Source organism: Rhodococcus sp. WY5, from assembly GCF_018588185.1.
Classification (GTDB): Bacteria; Actinomycetota; Actinomycetes; order Mycobacteriales; family Mycobacteriaceae; genus Rhodococcus_F; species Rhodococcus_F qingshengii.
In genome coordinates this window covers 3,124,265-3,136,598 of record NZ_JAAMPR010000001.1, presented here as the reverse complement: position 1 = coordinate 3,136,598, position 12,334 = coordinate 3,124,265, and the positions used below count along the sequence as shown (strand labels likewise).

The 12,334-nt window shown below is 62.4% G+C and carries 13 protein-coding genes; 7 read left to right on the top strand and 6 right to left on the bottom strand.

Translation table 11 applies throughout. The features are described 5' to 3' along the window. Positions 1 to 59: 59 nt before the first annotated feature. Positions 60 to 689 carry a TetR/AcrR family transcriptional regulator gene (locus G4D79_RS14785; RefSeq protein ID WP_007736130.1) on the bottom strand — a complete coding sequence of 210 codons (630 nt, stop codon included), beginning with the start codon at positions 687 to 689 and terminating at the stop codon, positions 60 to 62. A 71-nt stretch (positions 690 to 760) separates the two neighbouring features. Between G4D79_RS14785 and G4D79_RS14780 the strand changes: the two genes are divergently transcribed. The 3 genes from G4D79_RS14780 to G4D79_RS14770 all read left to right on the top strand — a co-directional run bounded on the left by G4D79_RS14780 (position 761) and on the right by G4D79_RS14770 (position 4,167). Next, positions 761 to 2,335 (top strand): NAD(P)/FAD-dependent oxidoreductase, encoded by a 1,575-nt coding sequence (locus G4D79_RS14780; protein ID WP_003945071.1) that lies wholly within the window; start codon positions 761 to 763, stop codon positions 2,333 to 2,335. Next, positions 2,332 to 3,162, top strand: a complete 831-nt coding sequence (locus G4D79_RS14775; RefSeq protein ID WP_007736128.1) for an SDR family oxidoreductase — start codon at positions 2,332 to 2,334, stop codon at positions 3,160 to 3,162. Before G4D79_RS14780 ends, G4D79_RS14775 begins: the two co-directional genes overlap by 4 nt. 63 nt (positions 3,163 to 3,225) lie before the next feature. Continuing rightward, entirely contained in the window at positions 3,226 to 4,167 is a 942-nt protein-coding gene (locus tag G4D79_RS14770; protein ID WP_070161761.1) for an alpha/beta hydrolase fold domain-containing protein, read from the top strand. A 21-nt stretch (positions 4,168 to 4,188) separates the two neighbouring features. Here the strand turns inward: G4D79_RS14770 and G4D79_RS14765 are convergent, their stop codons facing one another. Continuing rightward, positions 4,189 to 5,073 carry an ABC transporter substrate-binding protein gene (locus G4D79_RS14765; protein ID WP_099697878.1) on the bottom strand — a complete coding sequence of 295 codons (885 nt, stop codon included), beginning with the start codon at positions 5,071 to 5,073 and terminating at the stop codon, positions 4,189 to 4,191. A gap of 203 nt (positions 5,074 to 5,276) precedes the next feature. Here G4D79_RS14765 and G4D79_RS14760 point away from each other — a divergent pair, with 203 nt between their 5' ends. From G4D79_RS14760 to G4D79_RS14745, 4 genes are read left to right on the top strand one after another with little or no spacing between them, the layout of a single operon-like run. Continuing rightward, a complete protein-coding gene (locus G4D79_RS14760; RefSeq protein ID WP_003945094.1) occupies positions 5,277 to 6,215 on the top strand; it encodes an ABC transporter substrate-binding protein in 939 nt (312 codons plus the stop codon). Positions 6,216 to 6,219: 4 nt separating this feature from the next. Further along, positions 6,220 to 7,365 carry an ABC transporter ATP-binding protein gene (locus tag G4D79_RS14755; protein WP_099697858.1) on the top strand — a complete coding sequence of 382 codons (1,146 nt, stop codon included), beginning with the start codon at positions 6,220 to 6,222 and terminating at the stop codon, positions 7,363 to 7,365. A gap of 4 nt (positions 7,366 to 7,369) precedes the next feature. Continuing rightward, positions 7,370 to 8,053, top strand: a complete 684-nt coding sequence (locus tag G4D79_RS14750; RefSeq protein WP_007736121.1) for an ABC transporter permease — start codon at positions 7,370 to 7,372, stop codon at positions 8,051 to 8,053. Further along, positions 8,050 to 8,739, top strand: a complete 690-nt coding sequence (locus G4D79_RS14745) for an ABC transporter permease (RefSeq protein WP_003945081.1) — start codon at positions 8,050 to 8,052, stop codon at positions 8,737 to 8,739. Before G4D79_RS14750 ends, G4D79_RS14745 begins: the two co-directional genes overlap by 4 nt. A 73-nt stretch (positions 8,740 to 8,812) precedes the next feature. Here the strand turns inward: G4D79_RS14745 and G4D79_RS14740 are convergent, their stop codons facing one another. From G4D79_RS14740 to G4D79_RS14725, 4 genes are all read right to left on the bottom strand, one after another. Continuing rightward, a complete protein-coding gene (locus tag G4D79_RS14740) occupies positions 8,813 to 10,006 on the bottom strand; it encodes an NADP-dependent malic enzyme (RefSeq protein ID WP_003945072.1) in 1,194 nt (397 codons plus the stop codon). Positions 10,007 to 10,454: 448 nt separating this feature from the next. Then, positions 10,455 to 10,847, bottom strand: coding sequence for a hypothetical protein (locus G4D79_RS14735; RefSeq protein ID WP_007736120.1), 393 nt, complete (start codon positions 10,845 to 10,847; stop codon positions 10,455 to 10,457). Between the two features lie 3 nt (positions 10,848 to 10,850). Further along, a complete protein-coding gene (locus tag G4D79_RS14730; protein WP_164490628.1) occupies positions 10,851 to 11,465 on the bottom strand; it encodes a MarC family protein in 615 nt (204 codons plus the stop codon). Further along, positions 11,462 to 12,316 carry a PHP domain-containing protein gene (locus G4D79_RS14725; RefSeq protein WP_042923377.1) on the bottom strand — a complete coding sequence of 285 codons (855 nt, stop codon included), beginning with the start codon at positions 12,314 to 12,316 and terminating at the stop codon, positions 11,462 to 11,464. Before G4D79_RS14725 ends, G4D79_RS14730 begins: the two co-directional genes overlap by 4 nt. Positions 12,317 to 12,334: the final 18 nt, after the last annotated feature.

The window sequence follows — 12,334 nt, the reverse complement described above, 5'->3', positions numbered from 1 at the left end:
ACAAGGGCCGGGCCCCACATTCCGCAAGGAGTGTGGGGCCCGGCCTTTCTGCGTTCACGTCAATTCGATTGCAGCAGACCCAGATCCGGCCCGGCATCGAAGCCGACGGCGGCCAGTGCCAACGCAGGTAACGACTGAACCGTCAGGTCGATCAGTTCCTCGCGGGTGATGGCGGGCGCTCGGAGCCAACTGATGGTGGCTTCCTCGACAAACGCGATCCAACCGCGAACGGCCAACTCCACCTGAGGTGTTCGAGTAAGGCCGATCTTCGGGAGCTGATCGAGGGTTCTCTTGGCCATGATGTCGCGAGTCTGCTCGAACACCTCACGCATCTGCGGATCCCCGCTGGCGGTCCCCCGGAGCAGCGAGACGTAGGTATTGCGGTTCTCGGTCACGTAGTCGACGTACGACGCCAGCACCGAGCGGAGGGTGAGCATCGGATCGTCCGACTCGCTCGGCTCGGTGCGCTGGAGCATCTGTTCACTGCTGTGTCGGACGATCGCCAGATGGAACTCGCTTTTCGACGCGAAGTAGTGGAACAGAAGCCCCCGCGAGACACCAGCCTGATCGGCGATGTCCTCGACGGAAATCTGTTCGAGCGGCCGTTCGGCCAGCATCCGCGCCCCGAGGTCGATGAGTTGCGCTCGGCGTTGCGCAGGGTCGAGCCGTGTTCGCTTTACTGCGTCCATGCCCAATAGACTACTGAATATTCGTCAATAAGCTATTGACCGTGACTCAATAAAGGCATATCGTTCCCTACATGAGTCTTCCAGTTACAGATACCTCAGCACCTGCCGCGGATACTCGCCACGTCGGCACACTGATCATCGGCAGTGGCTTCGCCGGTCTCGGTGCGGCGATCAAACTGGCACAGGCCGGCATCACCGACTACGTCGTTCTCGAGCGCGGCAACGACGTCGGCGGGACCTGGCGTGACAACAGCTACCCGGGCGCCGCGTGTGACGTGCCGTCGCATTTGTACTCGTACTCTTTTGCACTCAATCCGGAGTGGACGCGCTCCTTCTCCACTCAGCCCGAGATCTACAAGTACATCCAGTCGGTGGCCAACCGCCACAAGGTGCTCGACAAGCACATCTTCGACTGCGACGTTCTCTCCGCACGCTGGGACGAGGCGTCTGCTCGGTGGCACGTCAGCACCAACAAGGGCGAATTCGTCGCAAAGATCGTCGTCTCGGCCGTCGGCGCATTGTGTGAGCCTTCACTTCCGGACATCAAGGGCATCGACGGCTTCAAGGGCGAGATCTTCCACTCCTCGCGTTGGAACCACGACGCCGATCTGACCGGCAAGCGTGTGGCCGTCATCGGAACCGGCGCCTCGGCCATCCAGATCGTGCCGGCCATCGGCAAGAAGGTCTCGCATCTCGACGTGTACCAGCGCACGGCGCCGTGGATCCTGCCCCGCGCAGACCGCGAGTACACCAAGATCGAGCACCTCGCGTTCAAGTACCTCCCCGGCTTCCAGAAGTTGTGCCGCACCGGTATCTACTGGATGCGAGAGACGCAGGTCGTCGGCCTGGCCAAGGCGCCGGTCTTCATGAAGCCGTTGCAGTTCGCCGCCGAGCGTCACCTGAAGGCCCAGATCAAGGACAAGGATCTTCGCAAGAAGGTCATGCCCAACTTCCAGATCGGCTGCAAGCGCATGCTGATCTCGAACAACTACTTCCCCACCCTCGCCCAGGACAATGTCGACCTGGTGACCGAAGGCATCGAGGAGGTCACCGCCAACGGGATCGTCTCGAAGACCGGCACCACCCGTGAGATCGATGCCATCGTCGTGGCGACCGGATTCCACGTCACCGACTCCCCCACCTTCGCGGGAATCTTCGGCAAGGACGGACGCTCGCTCGCCGAGGTCTTCGAAGAGACCGGCATGCAGGGATACAAGGGCGCGGCAGTTGCCAACTTCCCCAACATGTTCTTCCTCGTCGGACCCAACACCGGCCTCGGACATTCGTCGATGGTCTTCATGATCGAGTCGCAGATCAACTACCTGGTCGACGCGATCGCCACCATCGACAAGTACGACATCGGCACCATCGAGGTGCGCAAGGACAAGCAGGACAAGTACAACAAGGACCTGCAGGCAGCTATGTCCAAGAGCGTGTGGAACAACGGCGGTTGCGCCAGCTGGTACATGGACAAGCACGGAAACAACACCACCCTGTGGCCTGGCTTCACCTTCCAGTTCCGCAACGCCACCAAGCATTTCGACCTCGCGGCATACCGCAGCGTCGCCACCTCGGATCTCGGCGCCGTCGGCACCGCGACCACTTCACAGATCGACCTCGACGACGAGAAGGCAGTAGCACAATGAGTGATTTTGCAGGCAAGGTCGTAGTCATCACCGGAGCGGGATCGGGCATCGGTCGCGCACTAGCGCTGAACCTGGCCGGCCAGGGCGCCAAGTTGGCAATCTCCGACGTGGACACCATCGGGCTCGCCGAGACAACGCGTCTGGTGGAAGCCATCGGCGCCGAGGTGAAGTCGGACCATCTCGACGTCACCCAGCGCGAAGCGGTTCTCGAGTACGCCGACGCGGTTGTCGCCCATTTCGGCAAGGTCAACCAGATCTACAACAACGCCGGAATCGCCTACCACGGCACTTTCGAGAAGTCCGAATTCAAGGACTTCGAACGTGTCATGGACGTCGACTTCTGGGGAGTTGTCAACGGCACCAAGGCATTCCTCCCCCACGTCATCGCCTCCGGCGACGGGCACATCGTGAACGTGTCGAGCCTCTTCGGTCTGCTGTCGATGCCGGGTCAGAGCGCATACAACTCGGCCAAGTTCGCCGTTCGCGGTTTCACCGAGTCGCTTCGCCAGGAAATGCTGATCGCCAAGCACCCGGTGAAGGTGACCTGTGTGCACCCGGGCGGAATCAAGACCGCCATCGCACGCAACGCCACCGCAGGCCCGGGTGAAGATCTTGCGGTCTTCTCCGAGTTCTTCGACCGCAAGCTCGCGCGCACCACTCCGGAAGATGCCGCCAAGACGATCGTCAACGGCGTTCGCAAGAGCAAGCCGCGAGTTCTCATCGGGATGGACGCAATCGCACTCGACGCCTGGGTTCGCCTCGTAGGATCGGGCTACCAGCGCATCGTCGCGATCGTCGCCGGCCGAATGATGCCCAAGTCCAGCTGAGTTCGTTTCACAGCGCAGTTCGTTTCACAGCGCAGTTCGCACAAAGAGTCAGGAGCCCTGCCGGTGAGCACGTTCACCCTTCCGCTGCCCGTGGTCGCATTCTTGTTGAAGCCGTACTTCCGTCTGGCTTTCAACTCGCGGCTGCCGTATCGGATTCAACGTCTGTTGCTCGAGGCCGGGGCACCGCTACAGCAGGTTCCAGCGGGCGCCGTCGTGCGCCCGCTGGAGCTGGCTTGCCGACCGGCAGAGAAGATCACCGTCGGCGCAACCGAGCGCCCCACCGCAGTTCTCTACCTGCATGGCGGGGCGTACACGCTGGGTTCGCTGTCCACACACCGTTCTCTCGCAGCTCATCTCGCCCGTGAGTCGTCCAGTGCGGTCTTCACCTTGGACTACCGTCTCGCGCCGGAGAATCCGTATCCCGCCGCTCTCGACGACGCGGTCTCAGCCTTCATGCAGTTGGTCACCGAGTTCGACTATTCGGAAGACCGCGTTGCCATCGCCGGCGATTCAGCCGGTGGCGGCCTGGCCGCGGCGACCGCTATCCGTCTGATCGAGCGTCACGGCGTGACCCCCGGCGCGCTTGCCCTGATCTCACCGTGGGTCGATCCCGGCGATCGGGGTGCTACCAAAAAGGCCGACCTGGTGGTCAACACAGCGTGGTCCTTCGACGCCGCCGACGCCTACCTTGCCGGAGGCGACCGTACTGATCCCGGCTACGCACCGATGCACGGCAAGCTCGACGGGTTGCCACCCACCAGGATTCACGTCGGTTCCGAGGAAGTCCTCTACCCGCAGATCATGACGTTCACCGACAAGCTCGCCGCTGCCGGCGTCGATGTGTCCCTGGTCGAGTACGCAAGACTCTGGCACGTGGCTCACGCACAGGCGTCACTGGTGAAGGAAGCAGCAGACGCCGTTTCCGACCTCGGCCAGTTCATCGCATCGAAACTGATTCGTGCCAAGGATGATTCGAGTTCAGCAGTGGGCTCGAACAGTCACTGACGGCTGGGACACCCGTCCATGTCACTGACGGGTGTCCCACCAGGTGCGGGCGACTTCCGAGGCTGACGCCTTGCCGGTCCGCACCTGCTCGATCATTGCGGCGAGATCGGTGGTGGACAGTTCACCGGCAACGACGCTGAGCGCCTTGACAGCCGAATCTCCCAGTGCGCCCGCTCGAAAGAGCGGAACGACATTCTGCGCAGCCAGAACGTGATTCGAATCAGCGAGCACTGTGACGGCATCGGATTGTGCCAACGCCGACAGCGTCGTGGTTCCGAATACTTGTGCACCGGGTACGTCTGCCGGCGTTGCCTGATCGACACCGGCGAAGACACACTCGGCGCCCTCGGCCAACTGTTCCACTGCCCCGTCCTCGACGAATCTCGCGGAGACGAGCGGCGTCGCCGCGGCACACGAAGGAGCAAAGGCTTCTATCGTCTTCGCTCCCAACGACTGTGCGTATCCGGTGTCGAGTGCGAGGACCGCACGATCTTCGGCCATCGCATAGTCGGAGACCGAAAGACCCTCCGGCAGAGAGCGACTCAAGGCTTCGAAGACGTCGTCGGCCTTGCGGGCCGGGGATGACGGGTCGTAGTGATCGAGCAGCGCGCCGATGAACTCGGGCACCAAAGTGACTCGCGCTGCGTCCAGAGCCTCGAGTGATTGGTTTCGGCCACCACCCACCGATTCGACGCGAGCCGACAGGCCGGAGGAGGAGAGCACCGTCGAATACACCTCGGCCAACACCGAACTCTCCACCGATGCGTCAGCAGCCACCACGATCTGGTCACGAGACTCCGCTTCGACACCCTCTACCACCGAATCACCGTTTGCGCATCCGCTGAGAATCGGCAGGACCATCAGTGCTGCAACAACAGTCGAATACTTCGTGCGTGTGCTCTTCACTGAAATCCTCACATCCAATCCCATGGATCGAAAACCGTGCCATGTCGGTACCTATCGTTACACTTGTCGGGCGATGCGCGGTAACCAGTCCTGACGCAGCCACTCGGTGGCGGCGCCGTCGAAGTCACTCGGGTGGCTTCGCCACAAGGGAATGGTTTCCGACGCCCGAAACACGGGACGCCCGAAAAACCGGAAGGACGCTCATGCGCACCTCACGATTTCGTTCCAACCGTTGGCTCGTAGCCGCGGCAACCGTTGTCTCTCTGACTGCACTGACAGCGTGCGGTAGCAGCGACGGTGACTCCAACAGCGATCCCAACGCGATCGTCGTCGGCTCCGCCAACTTCACCGAATCCGAGACGATCGCCAACATCTACGCCGAAGCACTGCGTGTCAACGGGTTCGATGTGTCCACGTCGTTCAACGTCGGCAGCCGCGAGGCGTACATTCCGGCACTCAAGGACGGGTCCATCAGTGTCATTCCGGATTACACGGGAAATCTCCTGCAGTACTTGGATCCCGACAGCACGGCCACCAGCTCCGCTGACGTCCTCGCTGCTCTTCCCGCAGCTCTCGGGTCGGAATTGGCAATTGCGACGCCTGCATCCGCCGAGGACAAGGACGCCGTCGTTGTCACGAAGGAAACCGCTGACAAGTGGAACCTGAAGACGATCGCCGATCTGGCTCCGCATTCCGCCGAGGTCAAGTTCGGTGCTCCGGCCGAGTTCCAGGAACGTCCAGCCGGATTGCCCGGTTTGAAGTCCAATTACGGCCTCGACATCTCGGCAGCCAACTTCGTTCCGATCGCCGACGGCGGTGGACCGGCAACCGTGAAGGCTCTCTCCTCCGGTGACATCACCGCGGCAAACATCTTCACGACGTCGGCCTCCATCCCGGAGAACAACTTCGTGGTTCTCGAAGACCCGAAGAACAATTTCCCGGCTCAGAACGTGGTGCCGGTGCTGCGCGCGTCGAAGTCTTCCGACAAGTTGAAGACAGTCCTCGACGCGGTGTCCGCCAAGCTCACCACCGAAGAGTTGTTGGCACTCAACGTCCAGGTGTCCGGCGACACCAAGACGGAGCCGGCAGCGGCGGCCAAGGCGTGGGTGACGGCGCAGGGCCTCGACAAGCCGGTCTCGTAGTCACGTGATCACCTTCGAGGGCGTCACCAAGCAGTATCCGGACGGCACCACCGCCGTCGACCGTCTCGATCTCACCATCGAGGCCGAGTCGTTCACGGTGTTCGTGGGGCCGTCCGGGTGCGGCAAGACGACGTCGATGCGCATGATCAACCGGATGATCACACCGACGTCGGGCAAGATCTTCGTCGACGGTCGTGACATCGCCCAGACCGACGCGGTGAAGCTCCGTCTCAGCATCGGGTACGTCATCCAGAACGCCGGCTTGCTTCCGCATCGCACCGTGATCGACAACGTCGCAACAGTTCCGGTACTGCGCGGTGAGTCCCGCCGCGCAGCGCGCAAAGCCGCGTTGGGGGTACTCGAACGAGTCGGTCTGGACATCTCCCTTGCCACCCGCTATCCCGGGCAACTCTCGGGTGGGCAGCAACAACGTGTGGGAGTTGCGCGAGCATTGGCTGCCGATCCGCCGATCCTGTTGATGGACGAGCCCTTCAGCGCCGTCGACCCGGTGGTGCGTGAGGATCTGCAGACCGAAATGCTCCGTCTTCAAAGCGAACTGAAGAAGACGATCGTCTTTGTCACCCACGACATCGACGAGGCAGTCAAACTCGGTGATCACATTGCCGTCTTCGGTCCCGGCGGGCGGCTTCAGCAGGTGGCGGCACCTCGCGACGTGTTGGCCGCTCCGGCAACGGATTTTGTCGCCGGATTCGTCGGACGCGATCGCGGCTATCGGGGATTGTCGTTCCGCGCTGCCGACGAGGTTCCGTTGCACCCCATACGCACGGCCGTCGAGAACGAATTGAAGGCTCTACGTCTCGAATTGGGCGAATGGGTTCTCGTGGTCACGGACAACGGAACTCCGCAGGGATGGATCGACGTGACCGGCGTCGAAGGCCTGCGCTCGGGACGAACCCTTGCTCAGTCGACGTCGGCCGGTGGTTCGCTGTTCTCCCCCGGCGGCGATCTCCGCCAAGCACTCGATGCGGCAATCTCGTCGCCTTCCGGTATCGGCGTTGCCGTCGACGGCGAGGGCGCGGTCATCGGCGGGATCCTCGGTTCCGAAGTCGTGGCGAAATTGGCAGATCAGCGTCGACGCGAGGACGAGGAACGCAACCGCGTCGCCTTCACCGAGGGATTCGGGTCGTAGCGGCATGCGCTGGCTCATCGACAATTTCTCGACGGTCGTGGATTACTCGAAGACCCATCTGTATCTGGCACTGCTTCCTTTGCTGATCGGTCTCCTGATTGCCGTTCCGGTCGGAACAGCGATCCGCAACGTCAGATGGCTGCGCCGAATCACGTTGACCCTGGCGAGCATTGCGTTCACGATTCCGTCGCTCGCGCTGTTCGTCACCATCCCCCAGTTGTTCGGACTCAAGACCCTTGATCCTCTCAACGTCGTGATCGCACTCAGCGTGTATGCGACGGCACTGCTCATCCGGGCAGTACCCGAAGCACTCGACTCGGTGCCGGACAACGTCATCGACGCCTCCACCGCCGTCGGTTTCACACCACTACGACGCGCTCTGACGGTCGAGTTGCCATTGGCGCTGCCGGTGATGATCGCGAACATCAGAGTTATTGCCGTTACCAATATTTCGCTGGTGTCAGTCGGATCTCTGATCGGAATCGGCGGGCTTGGAGTCCTGTTCAAACAAGGCTACGACCGCGACTATCCCGACCAGATCGTTGCGGGCATCATCGCGATCGTCGTGCTGGCACTGGCGCTCGATCTGATCCTGTATCTGATCGGCCGATTCCTGACCCCGTGGACCAGAACGTCGACCTCGTCGAAGGTTCCCGCCGTCCTGTCAGCCGAGGGGGAACCCGTATGAGCATCTTCACCGGGGCCTGGGACTTCATCGTCGATCCCGGAAATTGGAGCGGCGACACCGGAATCGGCACCCGCATCCTCCAGCACCTCTGGTACAGCGTTCTGGCCGTGGCACTTTCGGCTGTGATCGCGGTGCCCATCGGATTACTCATCGGCCATCTGCGTCGCGGTGAGATCGTGGTCGTCAGTCTGGTCAACGCACTGCGGTCACTGCCCACTCTCGGCCTGCTGACCTTCCTCGTTCTTCTCATGGGTCTGGGAGTGATGCCGCCGATTCTCGCCCTCGTCATTCTTGGTATTCCCCCACTACTCGCCGGCACGTACGCCGGAATCGCCAGCGTCGACCGCGGCGTCGTCGAGGCCGCACGGGCGATGGGTATGACCGAACTCCAAGTGCTCTTCCGCGTCGAGATACCCAATGCGCTGCCATTGATTCTCGGCGGACTGCGTAACGCAACACTGCAGGTGATTGCCACGGCAACGGTCGCCGCCTACGTCAACCTCGGCGGCCTCGGCCGGTACATCTTCGACGGTCTCGCACTCTACAAGTACGACCGAGTCGTCGTCGGCGCAATCCTGGTCGCGGTTGTGGCTCTCGTCGTGGACGGCTTACTGGCGCTGGTGGTCTGGGCATCGGTTCCCGGGACCGGCAGGCTGCGCCGAACACCCGACCTCACTCGTCTGTAGCTCTCGGTACACACGAAAAAGCCCCGATCGGAACCTTGTGTGCGGGTTCCGATCGGGGCTTTCGTAGTCCCTCTTAGCTGGTCACGCCCTCAGCATGCGCTGCGGCCGCGACGGCTTCCGCTACTGCGGGTGCCACGCGAGGGTCGAGTGGGCTGGGGACGATTTTGTCCGCCGCCAACTCGTCGCCGACCACCGACAGGATTGCCTCGGCGGCAGCGAGCTTCATACCTTCGGTGATGCGACGGGCGCCGGCGTCGAGCGCGCCCTTGAAGACACCGGGGAAGGCAAGAACGTTGTTGATCTGGTTCGGGAAATCACTACGGCCCGTCGCCACGATCGCCGCGTACTTCGACGCGGTTTCGGGGTGAATCTCCGGGTCCGGGTTGGAGAGTGCGAACACGATCGACTCGGGAGCCATCGAAGCGATGAGCTCCTCGGGGATCTTGCCCGCCGAGACACCGAGGAACACGTCAGCACCTTCGAGAGCCTCGATGGCACCACCATGCAGGTCACGGGGATTGGTGCGGGCCGCGAGTTCTGCCTTCACGTCGTTGAGGTCGCTGCGCTCACCCGAGATGATGCCCTTCGAGTCCAGCACGATGACGTCGCTGATTCCGGCGGCAAGCAGGATGTTCGCGCAGGCAACACCCGCAGCGCCGGCGCCGGAGATGACGACCTTGAGTGTGGTGATGTCGCGGCTCTGGACCTTCACGGCGCCCTTGAGTGCCGCGAGGACCACGATGGCGGTTCCGTGCTGATCGTCGTGCATGACGGGGCAGTCGAGAGCTTCGATGACGCGCTTCTCGATCTCGAAGCAACGCGGCGCCGAGATGTCCTCGAGGTTGACCGCGCCGAAGCTCGGACGCAGTCGGATGAGCGTCTCGACGATCTCGTCGGGATCCTTGGTGTCGAGAACCAGCGGAATGGAGTTCAGTCCGGCAAAGTTCTTGAACAGTGCCGACTTGCCCTCCATGACGGGCAGCGACGCGCGGGGGCCGATGTCGCCGAGTCCGAGAACCGCGGTGCCGTCGCTGACCACGACGACGAGTCGGTTGGTCCACGTGTATCGATCGGCAAGGGTTTCGTCTGCAGCGATGGCGCGGCTCACCTGAGCAACACCCGGCGTGTAGGCGATCGAGAGGGCCCGCTGCGTATCGAGCGGTGCTGTGGTCTCGACCGAGAGCTTGCCACCGACGTGAGCGGCAAAGATTTCTTCGTCGGTCAACTCGACCTTGGGTACGTTGATGGCTTCAGTCACGAGGGACACGATGACACTCCTGATTAGTCCAGCCTCAAGCGGGGCTGGGTTACTGGGAAGTAATCCTTCGGACCGCTGCGAAACCACGTTCACAACGGTCAGAGATCATTTCTTCCGCGAACGACTACTGAGAAGAAGAGCATTCGGCGTGCGCGAGAAAGTGGGCCGCAATACATCCGAAGCGTCATGGTGTGGGGCGGGTGAGCCCTGGCGTATCCATGCAATCTAGGTTTCGGGAGAAATTCTGACGAAACCTGCACTTCGGGGCCGGGCTGTGGCGCCGCCTCGAAGTAACTCCAGTTTGCCACCAGAGTCGGATCACAATCAAATCCTCCAAGCGGTCGGATTCCTCATCACACTCGAACCCGAACCGTCATCCCCACCGTGTCATCCCCACCCAGTCATCCCCACCGTGTCATCCCCACCCAGTCATCCCCACCGTGTCATCCCCACCCAGTCATCCCCACCACTGCGTCACCAACAACAGCCCCGCCACCACGAGCACGACCACCGATCCGGCAACCGCCGCGATACCCCGCCTGCGGTCGCACCAGATCTGCGCGGCGAGAGCAACCACCGAGGCCGCAATGTGCGCGGTGATCGACGTTGTTCCCGGACCCGGGAATCCGCGGTTGCCGCCCAGATATGCCGAACCGATGATCACGAGTGTCAAGACCACGATTCCGGCCGCCACGGTGCCACTCAGGGCGCGTAGAGCGCGGACCAGCAGCCATTGTCGTTTGTCGGCGGGATAGTCGTAATCGTCTTCGTACTGATAGTCCTGATATTCCTGGTACTGGTAGTCGTCCTCGTACCTGTCGTTCCGGTCGTACCTGTCGTCGTATGTCATCTCTTACGCTCCCGCGACGAATCCGCGGACTGATTCCGCAATGAGTTGAACCGCGATGGCGGCGAGCAGAAGACCGGCGATGCGTGCCAGCAGACTGATGCCACCCTCGCCCAGTATCCGGATCAGTGCGGTCGAGAAGCGCAGGACCACGAACAGCACGAGGTGGATGGACAGAATCGCCAACGCGATCGCCAGATACGACGCCGCTTCACCGTCGGCCTGGGCGACAAAGACGATGACGGCCGCTATCGCACCGGGACCGGCCATCATCGGCGTTCCCAGAGGAACGAGTGCGACGTTGACGTCGTCGGCTCCCTGCGGACGGTTGGAGGCCTTGCCGGTCAGCAGTTCGAGTGCGATGAGAAGCAGCAGCAATCCGCCGGCGCCCTGCAACGCCGGAATGCCGATGTGGAGGTAGTTGAGGATCGCCTGACCGCCGATGGCAAAGACCGAGATGACCGCCAGGGAGACGGCGGGGGCCTGCCATGCCGCTCGATTGCGATCTTCACGGCTTTTACGTCCGACGAGTGACAAAAACACCGGGATGACTCCGGGCGGGTCCATGATCACGAACAGCGTGATGAACACGGTGAGGTAGAGCGTGGTGTCGAGCATCAGCGCCCCAGTACCTCCACGCCGGTGGCGGCCGAGACGAGTTTGTCGAACTCGGCTTCGTCCGTGAGCTCGTCGCCGAGTCCGATCGTCTTGTTCTCGCCGTGGTAGTCAGAGGATCCGGTGACTGCCAAACCGAGGTCGACAGCCAGGCGGCGCAGGACGTCACGATCGTCGCTGCGATGGTCCGGGTGATCGACTTCGAGACCCCCGAGACCCAGATCGGCCAGATCGCGGATGTGGTCGAGCGCAAGCAATCCGCCGCGCGAACGGGCCCGTCCATGCGCCAGGACGGTCACTCCCCCGGCGGCTGCCACCAGTTCGACGGCGTACTCGAGCGGAGTGTCGTACTTGGGAACGTCGTATCGTCCTCGACTGGACAACAGGTCGGAGAAGGCCTCGCTGATGCTCGACACCACACCGGCCCGCATCAGGGCCGCTGCGACGTGCGGGCGTCCGACGGACGGACCGGCGTCGGCGAGGATCTGATCGGGATCGACGGGCAGACCGTCACGCGCCATCATGGTCGTCATCACCCGGATACGTTCGACGCGTTCGGCGCGCAGTCGCTCACGTTCTTTTGCGAATTCGGGGTGCGTCGGATCGAACAGGTACGCAAGCAGATGTACAGCGACCGGCCAACCACGCTCACCTCGACCTTCGCACGACATCTCCATCCCACGAACCAGGCTGACGCCGGCCGGCAAGGCCTGCGCCGCCTCGGCCCAGCCCGAAGTCGTGTCGTGATCGGTGATGGCGACGACGTCGAGTCCGGCGTCGGCTGCGGCGCGCATGAGGGCAGCCGGGGTGTCGGTGCCGTCCGATGCGTTGGAGTGGGTGTGAAGATCTATTCGCACTGTTCCAGTGTGTCAGCA

Bases quoted from the DNA above. Each gene is read 5' to 3' on its own strand.
- G4D79_RS14785 (WP_007736130.1), bottom strand. From the start codon at position 689: ATGGACGCAGTAAAGCGAACACGGCTCGACCCTGCGCAACGCCGAGCG.
- G4D79_RS14780 (WP_003945071.1), top strand. From the start codon at position 761: ATGAGTCTTCCAGTTACAGATACCTCAGCACCTGCCGCGGATACTCGC.
- G4D79_RS14775 (WP_007736128.1), top strand. From the start codon at position 2,332: ATGAGTGATTTTGCAGGCAAGGTCGTAGTCATCACCGGAGCGGGATCG.
- G4D79_RS14760 (WP_003945094.1), top strand. From the start codon at position 5,277: ATGCGCACCTCACGATTTCGTTCCAACCGTTGGCTCGTAGCCGCGGCA.
- G4D79_RS14750 (WP_007736121.1), top strand. From the start codon at position 7,370: ATGCGCTGGCTCATCGACAATTTCTCGACGGTCGTGGATTACTCGAAG.
- G4D79_RS14745 (WP_003945081.1), top strand. From the start codon at position 8,050: ATGAGCATCTTCACCGGGGCCTGGGACTTCATCGTCGATCCCGGAAAT.
- G4D79_RS14735 (WP_007736120.1), bottom strand. From the start codon at position 10,847: ATGACATACGACGACAGGTACGACCGGAACGACAGGTACGAGGACGAC.